Origin of the sequence: Streptomyces sp. NPDC006743 (genome assembly GCF_040703815.1) — a bacterium.
GTDB lineage: Bacteria > Actinomycetota > Actinomycetes > Streptomycetales > Streptomycetaceae > Streptomyces.
This window is the reverse complement of sequence record NZ_JBEYJA010000001.1, coordinates 222,073-240,134: the sequence shown is the minus strand read 5'-3', so window position 1 is coordinate 240,134 and position 18,062 is coordinate 222,073. Positions and strand designations below refer to the sequence as shown.

General features: G+C 73.9%; 15 protein-coding genes. 8 read left to right on the top strand and 7 right to left on the bottom strand.

Going from position 1 to position 18,062, the window contains the following annotated elements; genetic code table 11:
- Positions 1 to 203: 203 nt before the first annotated feature.
- Positions 204 to 1,406: an IS110 family transposase gene (locus ABZ719_RS00955; RefSeq protein WP_366723123.1), complete on the top strand. Its 1,203-nt coding sequence runs from the start codon at positions 204 to 206 to the stop codon at positions 1,404 to 1,406.
- A 516-nt stretch (positions 1,407 to 1,922) separates the two neighbouring features.
- Positions 1,923 to 4,739, top strand: a complete 2,817-nt coding sequence (locus ABZ719_RS00950) for a BTAD domain-containing putative transcriptional regulator (protein WP_366723122.1) — start codon at positions 1,923 to 1,925, stop codon at positions 4,737 to 4,739.
- An 80-nt stretch (positions 4,740 to 4,819) separates the two neighbouring features.
- Here the strand turns inward: ABZ719_RS00950 and ABZ719_RS00945 are convergent, their stop codons facing one another.
- The 4 genes from ABZ719_RS00945 to ABZ719_RS00930 all read right to left on the bottom strand — a co-directional run bounded on the left by ABZ719_RS00945 (position 4,820) and on the right by ABZ719_RS00930 (position 6,986).
- On the bottom strand, positions 4,820 to 5,464 hold the full coding sequence (locus tag ABZ719_RS00945; protein ID WP_366723121.1) for a dihydrofolate reductase family protein: 645 nt from the start codon (positions 5,462 to 5,464) through the stop codon (positions 4,820 to 4,822).
- 66 nt (positions 5,465 to 5,530) lie between these two features.
- Entirely contained in the window at positions 5,531 to 5,929 is a 399-nt protein-coding gene (locus tag ABZ719_RS00940; protein ID WP_366723120.1) for a hypothetical protein, read from the bottom strand.
- The gene (locus ABZ719_RS00935) at positions 5,929 to 6,204 is read right to left on the bottom strand and encodes a hypothetical protein (protein WP_366723119.1); all 276 of its coding nucleotides are present in this window, start codon (positions 6,202 to 6,204) and stop codon (positions 5,929 to 5,931) included. Before ABZ719_RS00935 ends, ABZ719_RS00940 begins: the two co-directional genes overlap by 1 nt.
- Before the next feature lie 404 nt (positions 6,205 to 6,608).
- The gene (locus ABZ719_RS00930) at positions 6,609 to 6,986 is read right to left on the bottom strand and encodes a MerR family transcriptional regulator (protein WP_366723118.1); all 378 of its coding nucleotides are present in this window, start codon (positions 6,984 to 6,986) and stop codon (positions 6,609 to 6,611) included.
- Between the two features lie 115 nt (positions 6,987 to 7,101).
- Between ABZ719_RS00930 and ABZ719_RS00925 the strand changes: the two genes are divergently transcribed.
- Positions 7,102 to 8,175, top strand: a complete 1,074-nt coding sequence (locus ABZ719_RS00925; protein WP_366723117.1) for an alkene reductase — start codon at positions 7,102 to 7,104, stop codon at positions 8,173 to 8,175.
- A gap of 93 nt (positions 8,176 to 8,268) precedes the next feature.
- Positions 8,269 to 8,787 (top strand): adenylate kinase, encoded by a 519-nt coding sequence (locus tag ABZ719_RS00920; RefSeq protein ID WP_366723116.1) that lies wholly within the window; start codon positions 8,269 to 8,271, stop codon positions 8,785 to 8,787.
- Between the two features lie 130 nt (positions 8,788 to 8,917).
- Here ABZ719_RS00920 and ABZ719_RS00915 read toward each other — a convergent pair whose 3' ends face one another.
- On the bottom strand, positions 8,918 to 9,679 hold the full coding sequence (locus ABZ719_RS00915; RefSeq protein WP_366723115.1) for an SDR family NAD(P)-dependent oxidoreductase: 762 nt from the start codon (positions 9,677 to 9,679) through the stop codon (positions 8,918 to 8,920).
- A 352-nt stretch (positions 9,680 to 10,031) separates the two neighbouring features.
- Positions 10,032 to 10,730, bottom strand: coding sequence for a CHASE3 domain-containing protein (locus tag ABZ719_RS00910; RefSeq protein ID WP_366723114.1), 699 nt, complete (start codon positions 10,728 to 10,730; stop codon positions 10,032 to 10,034).
- A 464-nt stretch (positions 10,731 to 11,194) separates the two neighbouring features.
- Here ABZ719_RS00910 and ABZ719_RS00905 point away from each other — a divergent pair, with 464 nt between their 5' ends.
- Positions 11,195 to 11,569 carry a hypothetical protein gene (locus ABZ719_RS00905; RefSeq protein WP_366723113.1) on the top strand — a complete coding sequence of 125 codons (375 nt, stop codon included), beginning with the start codon at positions 11,195 to 11,197 and terminating at the stop codon, positions 11,567 to 11,569.
- A 525-nt stretch (positions 11,570 to 12,094) separates the two neighbouring features.
- Here the strand turns inward: ABZ719_RS00905 and ABZ719_RS00900 are convergent.
- Positions 12,095 to 12,694 carry a TetR family transcriptional regulator C-terminal domain-containing protein gene (locus ABZ719_RS00900; RefSeq protein ID WP_366723112.1) on the bottom strand — a complete coding sequence of 200 codons (600 nt, stop codon included), beginning with the start codon at positions 12,692 to 12,694 and terminating at the stop codon, positions 12,095 to 12,097.
- 129 nt (positions 12,695 to 12,823) lie between these two features.
- On the opposite strand from ABZ719_RS00900, the gene ABZ719_RS00895 reads away from it, so the two are divergent.
- The 3 genes from ABZ719_RS00895 (at position 12,824) to ABZ719_RS00885 (ending at position 17,970) form a co-directional block, all read left to right on the top strand.
- Positions 12,824 to 14,515, top strand: coding sequence for an amidohydrolase (locus tag ABZ719_RS00895; RefSeq protein WP_366723111.1), 1,692 nt, complete (start codon positions 12,824 to 12,826; stop codon positions 14,513 to 14,515).
- On the top strand, positions 14,508 to 16,070 hold the full coding sequence (locus tag ABZ719_RS00890) for an amino acid permease (protein WP_366723110.1): 1,563 nt from the start codon (positions 14,508 to 14,510) through the stop codon (positions 16,068 to 16,070). Before ABZ719_RS00895 ends, ABZ719_RS00890 begins: the two co-directional genes overlap by 8 nt.
- A 289-nt stretch (positions 16,071 to 16,359) precedes the next feature.
- A complete protein-coding gene (locus ABZ719_RS00885; protein WP_366723109.1) occupies positions 16,360 to 17,970 on the top strand; it encodes an amidase in 1,611 nt (536 codons plus the stop codon).
- Positions 17,971 to 18,062: the final 92 nt, after the last annotated feature.

Here is an 18,062-nt window from a genome sequence, read left to right as displayed (position 1 = left end):
TTCTCCGTAAGTTGTTAGGCGGCCCGGGAGGGCCGGGTGTGGCTTATGGTTCTTTGCCTTCAGTGGCTTGCAAGGAGTGGCCGCCCGGCCCTCCGGGGCGCCCTGGCTGCTGATTGAGATGTGCGCTTTGGTCGCTTTTTACGGATATGACAGCGGGGTGTTCCTCGGGCCGACGGCATGCTGGTCGGAGTGAGGAGGGGCGAGTGAGTGAGCGACGGGACCGGGTCTGGGCCGGCATCGACGCGGGTAAGGGGCACCACTGGGTGGCGGCGGTCGATGAGACCGGTGCGACGCTGTGGTCGAAGAAGGTCGACAACGACGAGTCGGCGGTCCTGACCGCCATGGGCGAGATCCTCGACCTCGCCGACGAGGTCCAGTGGGCGGTGGACATCTCCGGCACGTCTTCCGCGCTGCTGCTGGCCCTGCTCGCGGCCCACGGCCAGCAGGCCGTCTATGTACCCGGACGGACCGTCAACCGCATGTCCGGTGCCTACCGGGGTGAGGCCAAGACCGATGCACGCGACGCCTACGTCATCGCCGAAACAGCCCGACACCGCCGGGACTTCGCGACGATCGACGTGCCTGCCCAGCTGGCCGCCGACCTCGCACTGCTGACTGCCCACCGCGCCGATCTCGTGGCCGACCGCGTCCGGATGATCAATCGCCTTCGCGACACGTTGACTGGCGTCTGCCCCGCGCTGGAGCGGGCCTTCGACTACAGCTCGCAGAAGGGTGCGTTGGTCCTGCTGACGGGCTACCAGACCCCAGCGGCCCTCCGCCGCCGCGGCCGGGCGCGGCTGGCGGCCTGGCTGGCCAACCGCGGTGTGCGCGGCGCCGACACCGTCGCCGCGACGGCGCTTGAGGCTGCTCAGGCCCAGCAGACCGCGCTGCCCGGTGAGGACGTCGCTGCCCAGATCGTGGCCGACCTGGCAGGGCATATCCTGGCTATGGACGACCGGCTGAAGCGGATCGACCAGCAGATCCGCGAGACGTTCCGCAGCCATCCGCAGGCCGAGATAATCGAGTCCCTGCCCGGCATGGGTCCGATACTCGGCGCCGAATTCGTCGTCGCCGCCGGCGACCTCGCGGCCTACGCCGACGCCGGCCACCTGGCCTCGGCAGCCGGCCTGGTGCCCGTGCCACGCGACTCCGGACGCCGCACCGGCAACTTGCACCGGCCCAAGCGTTACAGCCGCCGCCTGCGGCGAGTGTTCTACATGTCCGCCCAGACCAGCATCATCCGCGAGGGCCCGAACCGGGACTTCTACCTCAAGAAGCGCGGTGAAGGCTGCAAACACGTCCAGGCCGTCATCGCCCTGGCGCGGCGTCGAGCCAGCGTCCTGTGGGCTCTCCTGCGCGACAACAGGGTCTTCACCCCCGAACTGCCGGTCGGGCAGGCGGCTTGACTTCGTCATTGAGACTCCTTGCCGATGGGGCTCCGGTACCGGAGCGGAAGGGACGTCGCACGGGGGAGAGGCGCGAGCCCGCCCCCGGGGCACGGGCGGTGCGGGCGCGGGCCGTTCGGGCGTGGGTCGTCGGCGTGGGCCGGTCGGGCATGGGACGTACGCGCGTGGGTCGTTCCGGCGTGGCACGGCCCCGGGCGTCGGCCGCTTCGGACAACAGCCGTTGCGCGCCTCGTCGTCGGGGCGCGCGGCCCGGGCCGCCCCGGTGCCGGGCCGGACTCCGCCCACCCCCGTGGGGCGGCGTCCGGCGGCGCCGGCGCGGCCCTGCCGCCCGGACCGGCACGCGCCGCGGCCCCCTCCTCGGCCGGGCCCTTCCCCCGGCGGCGTCCTCGGTCCCCACCAAAGTCCCGCACCGGCCCTGCAAGGACCTTGATATCTTCTTGCAACGGCGGGGCGGCCGGCGAGGAGCCGGCTCCGGCCCGCGGTGCCGCTTCGAGGGGCCACACGGGCGAAGGGCCTATGGGTACGCGATTCAGACTCCTGGGTGACGTCGTCATCGGCCGCGACGGATCCGACGTCGTCCCCGGCACCCCGCGCCAGCGCTGCGTCCTCGCCGTGCTGCTCCTGGAGGCCAACCGGCCCGTCCCCGTGGACGCGTTGGTGGACCGGGTCTGGGGCGAGGCACCGCCGCCGCGCGCGGTCGCCGCCCTCTACAGCTACGTCTCCCGCCTCCGTGCCCTGCGGACCTCCCCGGCCGGGCGGGCACAGGACTGGGACATCCTGCGCACCACGGCCGGTTACGTGCTGCGCACCGACCCGGCGGCCGTCGACCTGTTCCGCTTCCGCGACCTGGTCGGGCAGGCACGCGAGGCGGAACCGGAGGAGGCCGGGCCGAAGTACGAGCAGGCGCTCGCCCTCTGGCGGGGGCGACCCTTCGCAGGTGTGAACTCCGGATGGCTCGACCGGTACCGCCTCACGCTGGAGGCCGAGCACCTGCACGCCACCGTGGCGTGGCACGATCTCCTGCTCGCCCAGGGCCGCCACGCGGAGGCCGTCCGCTCCCTGGAGGCGCTCACCGGCGACCACCCGCTGGACGAACGCCTCGCCCACCAGCACATGCTCGCCCTGTACCGCAGTGGACGGCCCGCCGCGGCCCTCACCGCCTACGAGCGGCTGCGCGGCGACCTCGTGGAGCAGATGGGAGCGGACCCGGGCCCGCCCCTCCAGGAGCTGTACCAGCGCGTCCTCGCCTTCGACGACGCCCTGCACCTGCCCGCGCCCGCCCCGGCGGCCACCGGAGTCCCGCCGGCCCGCGCCCCGGCGCGCATCCCGCGCCAACTGCCCGCCGTTCCGGTGGGTTTCGTCGGACGCGAGGACGCGCTGCGGCTGCTGGACGCCCAGGCCGCGCGGACCGGCCCGGACGCGCCGGGAGTCTGCGCGATCACCGGCATGGGCGGCATCGGCAAGACATGGCTGGCCCTGCGCTGGGCCCACCAGCACATCGAGGACTTCCCCGACGGCCAGCTCCACGCCCAGCTCGACGGCTTCAGCCCGCACACCCCGCCCGCCCGTCCGGCGGACGTCCTCCAGGCGTTCCTCATGGCCCTGGGCGCCGCCGCCCACGAACTGCCCCCGGACCTGGAGGGCCGGGCGGGGCTGTACCGCACCCTCATGGACGGGCGGCGCGTCCTCGTCGTCCTCGACAACGCCCGCGACACCTCCCAGGTACTGCCGCTGCTGGCCGGGGGCGCGGGCTGCCGGACCCTGGTGACCAGCAGGAACACCCTGAGCGGTCTCAGGGTCCGGTGCGGCGCGGACTCCGTCCGGCTCGGTGTCCTGCCCGAAGCGGAATCCTCCCGCCTCTTCGCCCGGCGCGTCGGCGCCGCCCGCGCGGCCCGCGAACCCGCGATGAGGGACATCGTCCGCGCCTGCTCGGGGCTGCCCCTCGCCCTCGACATCGCCGCCGCCCACGCGGTGGACCTCTCCCCGGCCTCGCTGGACCAGCTCGCCCAGGACCTGCTCGACCCCCGCACCCGCCTCGACGCCCTCGACGCGGGCGACGTGTCCCTCAACCTGCGCGCCCTGTTCACGTCGTCCGAACACGCCCTGGAGCCCCCGGCCGCGCGCCTGCTGAACCTGTTCGGGCTGGTGCCCCACCAGGACGTCTCCCTCGCCGCGCTCGCCCATCTGGCCGGCCGCACTCCCGCGTACATCCGGGGCACCCTGCGCAGACTGGAGGAGGCCTGCCTGGTACGGGAGAACCGCCCCGGGCGCTACCAGATGCACGACCTGGTCCGGCTGTACGCGCGGGAAGGAGCGGCCCGCCTGGCGGCCGCCCCGCGCGACGAACTGACCGGGCGCCTGGTCGACTTCTACGTCCGCACCGCCCACGCGGCGCACAGCGCCCTGGACCCGCACCGCACCGCGCAGGACCCGCTGGGCGTCGCGGACCAGGGCCCGGCCCCGCTCTCCTTCGACGACGCCGACAGCGCCCTGGCCTGGTTCGAGGACGAGTACGCCTGCCTCCAGGAGATCGTCACGACGATCCGGCGGCGCGGGGCGCACCTGCAGCTGTGCCGGCTCGTCTGGTCGCTGCACACCTTCCGCTGGCGGCGCGGACTCTTCGCCGAGAGCATCCAGGCCTGGCACCTGGCCCTGGAGGCGGCGCGCGCGATCGAGGACGTCTCCCTCACCGCGCACACCCGCCGGCGGCTGGCCGTCGCCCTGGCCCAGGCCGGACGCCACGAGGAGGCCCTGCCCCATCTCGACGCCGCCCTGGCCCACTTCGCCGACCACGACGACCTGCCGGGGCGCACCCGGGCGCACCACGCGCTCGCGGAGGTCCATGTGCGTCTGGACGCCCACGAGAGCGCCCTGCCGCACTTCGCGCAGGCCATCGAGGGGTACCGGCGGCTGGGGGACCAGGTCGGTGAGGCCAACGCCCTCAACGGGACCGGGTGGGCCCTCGCCCGCCTCGGCCGGTACACCAGCGGCGAGGAGCACTGCCGGCAGGCGCTGCCCCTGCTGCGGCTCCACGACGACGGCGAGGGCCAGGCCGCCACCTGGGACACCCTGGCCCACATCGCCTGGCGCACCGGACGGACGGAACGCGCCTGCTACGCCTACCGTCAGGCCCTCGCCCACTTCCAGGCCATCGGCAACGCCAACCGGGAGGCCGACACCTGGTCCGACCTCGCGGACATCCACGCCGAGCGCGGCGACCTCGTACAGGCCCGCGCCGCGTGGACCACCGCGCTGCGGCTCTACCGCAGCCAGCACCGCGCCGACGACGCCCGGCGTGTCGCCGCGCACCTGGCGGAGCACCCCGGGCAGTGAGCGGCCGGGGAACCGGGCGACCGGTCACCCCCGCCCGCGGGCGGGCCGGCCCGGGTGAGCCGGCCGCCCCGCCGTGCCGGTCACTTCCGCCAGAAGAGGTGGTGCGTCACGCCGCTCGGGCTGGGCACGACGTCCAGGTGGTAGCGGTCGAGCAGTTCCTCCGGCGACTCCCACAGCCGCAGCCCGGACCCGATCTTCACCGGGGAGACCGCCACGTGCAGGGTGTCGATCAGACCGGCGTCGAGGAACTGGCGGACGGTGCTGACGCCGCCGCCGAGCCGTACGTCCTTGCCCTCGGCCGCCTCCCGCGCCCGCGCGAGCACCGTGGCCGGGTCCCCCTCGACGAAGTGGAAGGTGGTGTCGGAGAGCGTGAAGGAGGGACGCGGGTGGTGGGTCAGGACGAACACCGGTGTGTGGAACGGCGGTTCGTCGCCCCACCAGCCGCGCCACTGGTCGTCCTGCCAGGGGCCGCGCTGCGGGCCGAACTTGTTGCGGCCCATGATCTCCGCGCCGATGTTGTGCGAGAAGTCGCGCGTCAGGTAGTCGTCGAGGCCCCGGCTGCCGCCGGGCTCGGTACGACCGGGCCAGCTCGCCGTGGCACGGGCCCACGCGAACAGCGGCGTGTGGTCGACATGGCCGAACGGCCGCTCCAGGCTCTGGTCCTCACCGGCGGCGACGCCGTCACTGGAGACGTTCAAGTTCTGGACTTTCAGCAGCTGGGGCATGAGTTCCTCCTGTGCGGGCGATGACAGGGGTGAAGACTGCGCGGACGGCGGAAACTCATCGCCGGCTCAGCGGCCGGGGTGGACCGCCCGCACTCCGGTGCCCGCGTACGCCTTCGGGGTCAGGGTCAGGAGGAACCGCCCCGTGGGGTGGGCGGCCGACGGCCGGGCGGCGTGGATGGCGTGGACGGTCGCCCACGGGTGGCCGAACCGCAGCAGTTCGGTGGCGGTGACGGCGGCGTCGGTGTCGAACGCCTCCAGCCGGATGAACCGCAGCCCCTTGATGTAGCTGAACAGGCCGGGCCGCTCGGCGTCGCCCGCCGTGAGCGACAGGACCGGCGCGTACAGGCTGCCGAGGCCGCCGGACGCCTGGACGTAGAAGGCGGCGACGGCCTCGTTGAACGGGTCCTTCGGGTCGTACAGGGCCGTGGCGGTGGTGTGGTCCAGGACGACCGCGATGGCCGCCACTACGCGGCGGCCTGCGGGCTGTGCGGTCCTGCTCCCAGCCGCTCCAGCAGGGCCCGGGCCCTCGCCTCGGCCTCGGGGCTCGGCGCGCTGCCGAGGGCGGAGGCCAGCTCGGCGCGGGCCAGCTCGGCGCGCTCCGCGTACTCGGCCTGGGTCGGAGTGCCCTGCGCCAGCTCCTCGACCAGGCTCCGGATGGTCGTCCCGTGCTCGGCGGCCAGCCGGGCGAGCCGGTCCCGCGCGGCGGTGCTCACCTTGATGCTCGTCTCGTCTGCTGCCATGCCCCGAGTCTACCGCGATCCTCTACCAGGAGTAGAGGATCGCGGTGGGGGAGGCGGGGGTGCGGATTCGGGCTGGTGGAGAGCGAGGAGGGTGAGGTAGACGTACCGGTGGGCCCGGCCGGCCTCGCCGGTCTGGGCCTGTGCGGCGGCAGTGGCGCGCTCGCTCACCGGCCGCGGGCCGCCGCTCGCGGGCGCGCAGTCGGGGGCGCGCAGGCCCATACCGGTGCCACCGGCGCCGTCAGCCGGTGGGCCTTCGGCGCGCTGGGACCGCACCGCTCGCGCATCACCCGCTCCGTGGCCGCCCCGGCCTCCTGCCACGTCGCCGTCGCGGCCGGATCAGCCGGGTCGGCAGGGTCAGCCGGATCCCCCGTGGACCCCCGTGATCGGCCGTGGACCCCCGTCGATCACTCGACGGCCGCCGGCTGGAGCTGCTGCCGGTACTTCCGGGCCGTCTCCATCAGCGCGTCGAGCGCGTCCCGGGTGCGCAGGAGGTCGGTGATGTGCTCGGAGAGCCGTTCGCGCTCCTGGGCCATGCGCTCCAGCGCGGCATCGGAGTTCTCCAGGCTGGGTGCCTCGACGCACGGCAGCAGGCCGGCGATGGTCCGGCTGGACAGGCCCGCCGCGTACAACCGCTGGACGAACTCGACCCGTTCGACGTCCTGCTGCGTGTAGTGGCGCTGCCCTCCGGCGCTGCGGGTACTGCGCAGCAGTCCCTGCTCCTCGTAGTAGCGCAGGGACCGCACGCTCACCCCCGTGCGCGACGCCAGTTCCCCGATCCGCATGCGGCCCTCCTGGTATGACCTGCATCACAGGCCTTGCATCTGACATGGATGTGAGGTTTTAGCGTAGCCGCCGTACCCGAGATCCGGGTACGGCGGATCGCGACGGAGTCCTGACGTGACAACTCTTTTCGACAGCTACCGGCTCGGTGACCTGACACTGCCCAACCGGGTGGTGATGGCCCCGATGACCCGGGTCCGGGCCGCCGCCGGCGGGCTGGCCACCCCCTCGATGGCGACGTACTACGCCCAGCGGGCCACGGCAGGGCTGATCGTGTCCGAGGGGGTGCAGCCCAGTGTGATCGGGCAGTCCAATCCGGGTACGCCGGGACTGCACACCGACGAGCAGGTCGCCTCCTGGCGTCCGGTGACCGCGGCCGTGCACGCCAACGGCGGGCGGATCTTCGCCCAGATCATGCACGGCGGACGGGTCTCGCACCCCGACACCACCGGAACGCGGCCGGTCGGACCCTCGGCCGTCCCCGCCGCAGGCGAGGTGTTCACCCCGAGCGGGCCCCAGCCCGCGCCCGTCCCGCGCGCCCTGGAGACCGCCGAGGTGCCCGGGCATGCCCGGTCGTACGCCGAGGCGGCCCGGCGCGCCGTCGACGCCGGCTTCGACGGCGTGGAACTGCACGGCGCCAACGGCTACCTGATCTCGCAGTTCCTCTCCTCCAACGCCAACCTCCGTACGGACCGCTACGGCGGCCCGGTGGCCAACCGGATCCGGTTCGCGGTCGAAGCGGTGTCCGAGACCGTCGAGGCGGTGGGCGCCGCCAGGACCGGTATCCGTCTCTCCCCCGGCGGCACGTTCTGGGGCGTCGAGGAGACCGACGTGCCCGAGCTGTACACCGCCCTCCTGGCCGAACTGGCCCGCCTCCGGATCGCCTACGTCCATCTGGAGGCCACCGCCGACGAGGACGTGCTGCTCGGCCTGCGCCGCGCGTGGCCGGGCACCCTCGTCATGAACCCGGTGCTTCCGATGGGGCCCAAGCAGACCGGCCGCACCGACGCCGACCACTGGCTGGACCTGGGCGCCGAACTCATCAGCTTCGGCCGCGGCTTCATCGCCAACCCCGACCTGGTGGAACGCCTGCGCACCGGCGTCCCCCTCGCCCCCGTGGACGAGGCGACGTACTACCAGGGCGGCGACGCCGGCTACCTGACGTACCCGGCCTACCAGTACACGGCCTGAGCGCGCCGGCCGCACCGGCACAGGCGTCCCGCCGCCCGTGGCGCGGGCGGGGGGAGGACGGACGGCCCCGAGGCGCAGCTCTAAGATGCGGCTGTGGAACGGATCTTGGTGGTGGGCTCCACGGGCGCGGGCAAGTCCACGCTCGCCCGTGCCCTGGGGGCGCGCCTGGGGCTGCCGTACCACGAGATGGACGCGCTGTACTTCGACGGCCCCGGCTGGGCCGTCAACGGGGAGCTGGCCGCGGACGTGGCGCGGATCACCGCGGGGCCGTGCTGGATCACCGACTCACTCGGCTGTCCGGAAGTCCGTGACCTGCTGTGGGGCCGGGCGGACACGGTGATCTGGCTGGACTATTCCCGCCGTGTGATCATGCCCCGTGTCCTGCGCCGGTCCGTCCGGCGCACCGTGACCGGCGAGGTGCTCTTCGGCGGCAACAAGGAGAGCTGGGCGGGCTGGCTGAGCCGGGAGCACCCGGTGTGGTGGTCCTGGTCCCAGTACCGCACCCGCCGCCGCGAGATCGCGCTCCGCCTGCGCGATCCGCGCTTCGCGTCCCTGCGGACCCACCGCTTCGGCCGCCCCCAGGAGACCGCGGCCTGGCTGGCCTCCGTCTGACATCGGCCTCCGCCGGCGTTTGTACGCCCGCCCCGGCGAGCGGCGGGCCGGGAGCCGGCCGGCGGCCGGTCGGCCGGGCGGGTCCGGCGGGGCGGGGATCAGCGGCGGGCCTCGTTCGCGCCGGGCCGGTTCACCGGTGGCCCGGGAGCGTCGCGAGCGCCTGCGACCGCTGGGCGACCAACTCGTCGTAGGTGCCGTCGCGTTCGGCCCACCGGTGCATCAGGACGGCCTGGACGAGTACTTCGCGGGGCGTGGGTTCGGTGGCGAGCAGGTCCATCACCTCGCCGGCGAACTCGGCCAGTCCGAGCGCGCGGGGGTTGAGCCGCGCCTGCTCCGGGGTGGTGGCGACCGCCGGAGGGACGAGTTCGCAGACCTCGACGCCGGTGCCGTCCAGTTGCGCGCGCAGCGCCTCGGAGTACGCGTGCACGCCGGCCTTCGAGGCGGCGTAGGCCGGCAGGAGCGGGAACGGCAGGAAAGCGATGCCCGAGGTCACCGTGACGAAGGTGCCCGCGCCGCGGCCGGTCAGGTGCGGGGTGAACGCGTCGACGACGCGGACGGTGCCGAGGAGGTTGGTCTCCATGGTGCGCTCCGTGACGCTGAAGTGCGCGGGGTCGCGCAGGTCCTCGGGGAGCATGACGCCGGACATCGTCACGACGGTGTCGAGGTCCGGGTGGCCGGCCAGGACGGTGTCGCGGGCGCGGTCGACGCTCTCCTGGTCGGTCACGTCGACGGGAACGGTGGCGAACCCCTCGGCCGAGAGCCGGTCGAGCAGGCCGGTGCGGCGTCCGCCGACGACGACTGTGCTGCCGGCCGCGGCGAAGCGGCGGGCGAGTTCGAGGCCGATGCCCGAGGTGGCGCCGGCGATGAAGACGGTGCGGCGGGTGATGTCCATGGACTGTGCTCCTGCTGGGGCCGCCGGCCGCGGGGAACCGGCGCCCGCGGTCGGTGTGTGCGGGTGACGCTCCTCAGCGTGGACCTGATCTCCGGCCGCAGGCAGTGTCCCCGTCTCCCTGGGTCCTGCCAGGACCACCCTCCCGACGCGAACACACACATCAAGGGACTGAAGGGACCGTCTTCCGGAACATGGAGTGTGACCTCGGCCAGATGGCGCGCCCGCTCGCTCCGGGCGCTACCTCACCGCGTCGCGCCCCGCCGGGCGGTGAATCGCGGGCGGCGAGGCCGTACCACCCGCCGCGTCCGCCACCGCCCGGTCCGCCGCGCGCGGCCGTACGGGCACCCCATGGTCACCGTCGGCCAGCTCCTGGGCGGCGGCGGCAGCCCCGCACCGGCCGTACCACGGCCTGGTGCTGGAGCACGGTGAAGGCGGCGACCACGGCGAGCGACGCGCCCAGCCCGACGGCGGCGGTGAGGATCGCCTGGTGGCTGTTGGCCCCGGCGGCGTCGGTGCGCTCCGCGAGCTGGGCACGCTCGTCCGACATGTAGCGGTGGAACTCCTGCCGCAGCGTGTCCACCCGTCGCTTGCCCTCGGCCGCCTCCGCCGCACTTCCGGCGGCAGGCTCGCCCCGCCGGACCATCTCCACCAGCGGCACCGAGTAGTCCTCCAGGAAGGACCGCACCCCGCGGATGATCTCTTCGGCCTTCTGCCGCTGCTCGCGTGAGATGGTGCCGGCGAGGAAACGGCGGGACTCGGCGGGCAGTGCGCGGCGCGCCGACTCCCAGGGCTGGAGGAACTCCTCCCGGTGCGTGATGACGTAACCGCGCTGGCCGGTCTCCAGATCGATCAGCAGCTGCTCCATGGTGCCGGACTCCACCAGGGCGGTCCTGGACGCCCGGCGGCCCGAGACCGAGTCGTTCGCGTCGTCGATCGCCCACAGCAGTACGGCGAACGCGCCGCCGATCAACAGGGCGAAGAGGGCGCTCGCCGCGACCGTGAGGCCCGTCAGCCCCAGCTTCCGACCTCTGTGGTCCCGCCCTGCGCTCATGATCCGCCCGCCGACGGAAAAGATGGAGACGTCAAGAGTGCGCAATGTTTTCCCCGCGAGCAGAAGACGTGTCCGAGAAATGTGTGCCGGGAGATGAACACATCGGGGCGCAGTGGGGCGGGGCGGGGAGCCCGCGGCAGGTCCTGTCCCGGGCCGCGGCCCCGGAGCAGCGTGAGCAGGACGGGAGCGGTCGCGGCCCCGCCGCCCGCGGTCAGGGCGTGCCCTGCCGGGACGGACTCGCTTGCGGTGTCTCCGAGGAAAGGTATTGGGACGAAGAAGGTGTGTCTGTAAGGTGTGAACACATGTCGACGGCTCGGCAGGGTTCCGGGCGTCGCTGCCTGCTCGTGTCGTTGCGGGCGGCTCGTACCTCAGTGATCACCGGCGCTGTTCGCATCACTCAACCATGCAGGGAGACAACTGTGTTCGCTTCCACTCGGAGCAGAGTCGCCACGGCTGCCGCGGCTGTGGCCGCTAGCGGTCTGGCTCTGTTCGCCTCGGCTCCGGCCCAGGCCGCCTCCAACGGCAACGTCGTGGTCTGTCCGAAATCGGACTACGCTGCTTACCTGACGGTCGAGAACCCGGACACGGGTGCCATCGGCGGGACCGTCGTCGCGGAGCCCGGCCAGTGCGCATCCTTCTACACCGGAACGAAGGACAGCGTCTGGTGGGTCACCATTCACGGTGTCTACCACTCCGGAGCGACCTTCACCACGTTCAACAACCAGAGGCCGACCTACGGCTACAACCCGGCCTGGGGGATGGGCGGAATGACGTTCCGCACCTACGGCACCACGGCCAACGCCGGCCAGGGAGCCAGCTTCACCGTCAGCTACGGCTGACGTCTTCCACGGCGGGGCGCGTCCGGGTTCGCAGGAGACGAGGCCGGACGCGTCGCATTGCGCCGCGACGCTCCGGTGCGGGTGAAGGGGGCGGTCACGCGATGGGCACCCGCCCGCACCTGTCCCCGGTGGCCGCGCCGGTGGAGTGGGGGGGCCGGGCCCGGCACCGCCCGGAGTGTCAGCATCCTTCCCGGCCCCCGGCCCCCGGCCCCCGGCCCCCGGCCCCCGGCCCCCGGCCCCCGGCCCCCGGCCCCGGCCTCCGGCCGGTGGCGCCGGACCGGGAAGGGAACCTGCCTGGAGCCGCTCCTCCCCGTCCCCGTGTTCCGGCCGCGCCGTCCGCTCCCCGGCAACCGCACCCGGAACGGGCTGTCGTACCCCGTGCACCTGGGTGTGCCCGGACGGCAGTGGTGCGACTTCCCGGCCTGCCGCCGTCGGCCTGCCGCCGTCAACCCCCCGGCCGGCGTCCCCGAGCGGTGGGCCCGCGGCGACCGCCGCGCGCCCGCCGGTCCCGCCGCGCCGGCCCGTTCAGGCGGCCGGTGCGCCGAAGGCGCGGGCCGCGGCGAACATCGCCTCCACGGCCCGCTCCACGCTGATCTGGCCGTTGCCCGCCACGATGTGCAGGCCGTAGGCGTCCTCGAGGGCCACGAGGTTCAGGGCGGCCGTCGACGGGTCCAGGGTCAGGCGGAAGGCGCCGGCGTCCACGCCCCGCTCCAGCACCGCGCGGTACGTGGCCAGTTGGCGCTCGTACATCGACTCGACCAGCGTGCTGTGCAGCGGCGAACTGCCCGCCACCACGTCGAACTCGTACAACAGGCGCATCAGCGCGTCGTCGGGCCCCGTCGGCAGCCCGGCGCGGATCGTCTCGCCCAACAGCCGCGCGGGGTCCTCGACGGTGTCCCGCAGTGCGTCGCGCCGGTCGCAGAAGCGTTCCATGCCCGCGCGGTAGGCCTCCCTGAGCAGGGCGTCCAGATCGTCGTAGTAGTACAGGACCGCCCCGCGCGTCAGTCCCGCCCGGCGGGCCACGTCCGCGAGCGAGAGGGAGCGCAGCCCGGTGCTGGCGGTCGTGTCGATCACCGCCTGGATGAGGTGGGCGCGGCGTTCTTCCTGGTTCTTGGGGCGGGCCATGCCTTGACAGTAGCCGAGATCCTCATGACACTCGACCCATTCTTTGACGCCGGTGACAAATAATGCGCGCACCGTCTCGGCGTGCCCTCGCCACCCCTGCGTGGCGTGCCCCCAGAACCGAGGACCACCATGCTCGACACCCTGATCACCGGCGCTCGTGTGCGCACGTTCGACGACGCCCGCCCCTGGGCCGGCGCCGTCGGCATCTCCGGCGGGCGCATCGCCTTCGTCGGCGAGGAGGCGGACGCCCCCGCCGCCCGTGAGCACCGCCGCCTGGACGGCGGCCTCCTGACCCCGGGGATCATCGACAGCCACAACCACCTGCTGCTCGGCTTCGACCCCGACGCCGTCAGCCTCGAAGGCGCCGAGACCCTCGAAGAGGTCCGCCGCCGCATCGCCGAACTCGCCGCCGCCCGCCCGGACCTGACCTGGATCTGCGCGGAGAACGCCGTGTACTCGGTGGTCCCCGGCCGTCGCCCCGCCGCCCGCGACCTGGCCGGCCTCACCTCCCGCCCCGTCTTCGTCACCACCTACGACCAGCACTCGGTGTGGCTCAACGACGCGGCCGTGCGCGCGCTCGGTCTCGACGACGGCGGCGACATCCCCTGGGGCCGCCCGGAGCGGGACGCCGACGGCCGCGCGACCGGCTGGGTCACCGACTTCTACACCAGCGCCATGACCACGGCGGGTCTGGCCGGGCTCCAGCGCGACATCCCCATGTACTCGCCCGAGCGGCGCTACCGCAAGCTGCTGGGCAGTCTGGAGATGGCCACCGCCGCCGGCATCACCACCGTGGTGGAACCCCAGGTCCCGCTCGCCGAGACGGGCCTGTTCCAGCGCGCCCAGGACGAGGGCCGTCTCAGCTCCCGCGTCATCGCGGCGCTCTTCCACCCCATGGGCTCCGACGGAGCGTTCCGGCAGCGGCTGCGCGCGGCGGTCGACACGGCCCCCGGCGGCGACCGCCTGGCGTTCGGCCCCGTCAAGCTCTACGCCGACGACGTCATCGAACCCCACAACGCCTGGATGCTGGAGGACTACGCCAACCGGCCAGGACACCGCGGCCACCCCTCCGCGCCGCTCGGCGAACTCACCCAGGTCATCACCGAACTGGACCGTCTCGGCTTCCAGACCCACACCCACGCCACCGGTGACGGCGGCATCCGCCTCGCCCTGGACGCGATCGAGCACGCCGCCCGCACCAACGGCACCCGCGACCGGCGGCACGGGATCGTGCACGTCGAGTGCCTCGCGCCGGAGGACCTGCCGCGGTTCGCCCGGCTCGGCGTCACCGCCGCCATGCAGCCGCGCCACTGCTCCCCGGACCTCGTGGCCGGGACCTGGATGGAGAACGTCGGCGAGGCCCGCTGGGACCGCGCCTGGCGCCTGCGCTCGCTCATGGCCTCCGGCGCGCACGTGGCGCTCTCCAGCGACTGGCAGGTGGGGGAGATGGACCCGCTGGTCGGGTTCTACTCCGCCCTGACACGGGCCGGACTGGATGGCAGGCAGGCCTGGACCCCGCAGGAGCGCCTGTGCCTCGACGACACGTTGCGCGGTTACACCGCCGAGGGCGCCTGGGCCTGGCACCGCGAGGCCGAGTACGGCATCGTCCGCGAGGGCGCCAAGGCCGACCTCGTCGCCTGGTCCGCGGACCTCTACGCGCTCGAACCCGACCCGGCGGCGCTGCTCCAGCAGCGCGCGGAGGTCACCTGGGTGGGCGGCGAGGTCGTCCACGAGGCCGCCACGGCGCGCGCCACCGCCGGCCACTACGGCGCGCCCACCTCCTGCTCCGCCCACGCCGAAGGCGGCCATGCCCATGCCTGACGTCCCCCCCGGACCCTCCTCGCGGGCCGCCCTGCCTTCCTCCCGGGCCGTCGAACCCTCCTCGCCGGCCACCGATCTCTCGCCGCGGGCCACCGGTTCGTCCTCACGGCCCGCCGGCCTTCCTCAGCAGTCCGCCGGGCCCTCCTCGCACGCCCCGGGTTCCTCCCCGCAGGCCGCCCAAGGCACCACTGACCCCGCGGGCCGTTCCGGGGGCGGCGAGGAGGGTACGCTGCTGCGCCGCACCCTCCGACTGCGCCACATCGTCTTCCTCGGCCTGGCCTTCATGGCGCCGCTCGCGGTGTTCGACACCTTCGGCCTGGTCTCCGAGACGACCGACGGACATGTGCCGCTCGCCTACCTCGCCGTCCTGGTCGCGGTCGGGCTCACCGCGCTCAGCTACGCGCGGATGGCCCGCCGCATCACCTCGGCCGGGTCGGTGTACACCTACGCGGGAAAGGCGCTCGGGGCGCCGGTGGGTTTCCTGGTCGGCTGGTCGGCCACGCTGGACTACGTCCTGCTGCCCATGCTCAACGCCCTGCTGGCCGCGATCTACATGGGCGCGGTGGTGCCCGGCGTCCCTGCGTGGGTGTGGGTGCTGTCCACCGTCGTGGTGTGCACCGCGCTGAACCTGGTGGGCGTCCGGCCGGCCGCCAAGGTGAACGTGGCGCTCGTCGCCGTCCAGGCCGCCGTGGCCGTCGCGTTCCTCGTGTTCGCCGTACGGGCCGTCGTCACCCACGGCGAGTCCTTCGGGACCACCGGCTTCGGCCTGACCACGGTGCCGCTGCCCGACCTGCTGAGCGGGGCGTCGCTGCTGGCACTGTCCTTCCTGGGGTTCGACGCCGTCTCGACCCTGTCCGAGGAGGCCGAGCGGCCGCGCCGGGACATCCCGCGGGCCATCCTGCTCATCGTGGCCGCCGCGGGGGTGTTCTTCCTGGCCGTCACCTACGTCATGCAGACGCTGTTCCCGGACGTCTCGGCCGTGGGCGACATCGTGGGCGCCTCTCCGGAGATCGCCGAGTACATCGGCGGTGCCGCGTTCCAGGCGGTGTTCGTGGGCGGTTACCTCACCGCGGTGCTCGGGTGCGGACTGACCCAGCAGATGAGCGCGGCACGGCTGCTCTTCGCGATGGGACGTGACGGCATGCTGCCGCGCGCGGTCTTCGGCCGGCTCGATCCGCGCACCGGCGTCCCGGCCGTCAACGTGGTCCTGGTCGGCGTGGTCGCCGCCTCCGCCGTCTTCCTCGACCTCGGCAGCGCCGCCTCACTGATCAACTTCGGGGCCTACGTCGCCTTCGCCGCGGTCAACGTGGCGGTGATCGGGTTCTGGGTGCGCGACCGGCGGGCGGGGCGGTCCGAGGCACGCGGAGCCGTCGCCGCCGCGCTGCAAGTGCTGCTGCCGGCGCTCGGGTTCGTCGTGAACGTGGCGCTGTGGCTCAGCCTGGACACCCCGGCCAAGATCGTGGGCATCGTCTGGGCGGCGCTGGGCGTGGGGATCCTCGCCCTGCGCACGGGCGGGTTCCGCCGCCCCGCGCGGACGGTGAACCTGGAGGAGTGAGCGGCGGGCCGGGCGGCCCGTCACCGGCGAGCGGGCGTGGGCAGCCGCGCAGGGGCCGTCGGGAACCGGCTGCCGGGAGCGCCGGGCACAGGCTGCCCCGCCGGACGCCGGACGCCGGACGCCGGACGCCGGACGCCGGACGCCGGACGCCGGACGCCGGACGCCGGACGCATGACACGGGCCGCCCGCTCCCGATCTGCCGCCTCCGGATGCCCCGGTGCCTGCCCCAAGGCCGGTGAGCCGGTGGCGCCCTTGCGCCGGCTGAGCCCCCTGTAGTGGGGTGTCGCCCATGACAAGGAGAAGCATCGCGGCAGTGGCCGCGGCCATGACGGTGGCCGCCCTCCTGGCGGCGGGCGTACACGGACAGCGCGCGCAGGCCGCCGAGCCGGGCGGCGGTGACGCGCCGTCCCGCGCCGGCGCGCCGCTCCTGCGCGGGGTGGACCTCGACACGGTGACGATCCCCGAATTACAGGCCCGGATGAAGCGCGGGTCGCTGACCTCGACGGCGCTGACCCTGGCGTACCTGCGGCGGATCAAGACCGTGGACCCGAAGATCAACGCGGTGCTGCGGACCAGCCCGACGGCCCTGTGGCAGGCGGCGGCCAGCGACGTCCGGCACCGCCGCGGCACGGTCCGGGGCCCGCTCGACGGCATCCCCGTCCTGCTCAAGGACAACGTGAACACCCGCGACATGCCGACGACGGCCGGTTCACTGGCGCTGGCCGGGAAGCCGCCGGGCACCGACGCGGACCTCGTCCGCAAGCTGCGGGCGGCCGGCGCGGTGATCCTCGGCAAGACCAACATGTCCGAGTGGGCCAACTTCCGCGCCGCCAAGCCGACATCGGGCTGGTCGGCGGTGGGCGGCCAGACGAACAACCCGTACGTCCTGGACCGCAACCCCTGCGGCTCGTCCTCGGGTTCGGCCGCCGCGCTCGCCGCGTCCCTGGCCCAGGTGGCGATCGGCACCGAGACGGACGGCTCCATCGTGTGCCCGGCCGGGATGAACGGGGTGGTCGGTCACAAGCCGAGCCTCGGCCTGGTCAGCCAGGCGGGCGTCGTCCCGATCTCCGCCGAGCAGGACACGGCCGGGCCGATGGCACGCAACGTGACCGACGTCGCGCTCACCCTCGCCGTCCTCTCCGGTGACGACCCCGCGCGCACCGCGGACGCCGCCCGCCTCACGGACCCGGCGCTGCGGGCGACCGGGCTGCGCGGCAAGCGGATCGGCCTGTGGCGGCTGCCCTCGCTCGGCGCGGACGTGGACGCCCTGATGACCCGTACGGCGGCGCGGCTGCGCGCGGCGGGAGCGGAGGTCGTCGAGGTGACCCCGCCGTACCAGGACCGTCTCGCGGAACTGGAGTTCCCGGCGCTGCTGAGCGAGTTCCACCGGGACGTCGACGCCTACCTCGCCACCCGCGAGGGGCCACGCGACCTGGCCGCGCTGGTCGAGTTCAACCGTACCCACCCCGCCGAGCGGACCTGCTTCGCCGGCCAGGAACTGTTCGAGCAGGCGCTGGCCGCACCGGCGACCACCGATCCGCGGTACCTGGCCATGCGCGCCGAGCTGAAGGACCTCTCCCGGCGGTCCATCGACGAGACACTGACCGCGCATCACCTGGACGCCATCGCCGCGCCGACGAACCCGCCCGCCTGGACGACCGACTGCGCGCGCGGCGACAACGACGTCATCCCGTCCTCCACCCCGGCCGCCGTGGCCGGTTACCCGTCCCTGTCCGTGCCCGCCGGGTTCGTGGGCGAACTGCCGGTCGGCCTGCTCCTGATGACCGGGGACCACCGGGACGCCGAACTGCTGTCCCTGGGAGCGGCGGTGGAACACCGGCTGGACGCCCGGCGGCCCCCGCGCTACCTGCCCACCGCACCGGCCGGCGCCTCCGGCTGACCGGCACCCCGGAGCCCGGGCCGGCGTCCGCTCACCGAGGGGGCGCCGGCACCGCGGGCACGCCGCACAACCGGGGGTTTTCCCCATGGGAG

Excerpts from the sequence above, each read along its gene's own strand:
- ABZ719_RS00895 (WP_366723111.1), top strand. The coding sequence starts at position 12,824 with ATGCTCGACACCCTGATCACCGGCGCTCGTGTGCGCACGTTCGACGAC.
- ABZ719_RS00950 (WP_366723122.1), top strand. The coding sequence starts at position 1,923 with ATGGGTACGCGATTCAGACTCCTGGGTGACGTCGTCATCGGCCGCGAC.
- ABZ719_RS00935 (WP_366723119.1), bottom strand. The coding sequence starts at position 6,204 with ATGGCAGCAGACGAGACGAGCATCAAGGTGAGCACCGCCGCGCGGGAC.
- ABZ719_RS00910 (WP_366723114.1), bottom strand. The coding sequence starts at position 10,730 with ATGAGCGCAGGGCGGGACCACAGAGGTCGGAAGCTGGGGCTGACGGGC.
- ABZ719_RS00885 (WP_366723109.1), top strand. The coding sequence starts at position 16,360 with ATGACAAGGAGAAGCATCGCGGCAGTGGCCGCGGCCATGACGGTGGCC.
- ABZ719_RS00945 (WP_366723121.1), bottom strand. The coding sequence starts at position 5,464 with ATGCCCCAGCTGCTGAAAGTCCAGAACTTGAACGTCTCCAGTGACGGC.
- ABZ719_RS00915 (WP_366723115.1), bottom strand. The coding sequence starts at position 9,679 with ATGGACATCACCCGCCGCACCGTCTTCATCGCCGGCGCCACCTCGGGC.
- ABZ719_RS00900 (WP_366723112.1), bottom strand. The coding sequence starts at position 12,694 with ATGGCCCGCCCCAAGAACCAGGAAGAACGCCGCGCCCACCTCATCCAG.
- ABZ719_RS00890 (WP_366723110.1), top strand. The coding sequence starts at position 14,508 with ATGCCTGACGTCCCCCCCGGACCCTCCTCGCGGGCCGCCCTGCCTTCC.
- ABZ719_RS00930 (WP_366723118.1), bottom strand. The coding sequence starts at position 6,986 with ATGCGGATCGGGGAACTGGCGTCGCGCACGGGGGTGAGCGTGCGGTCC.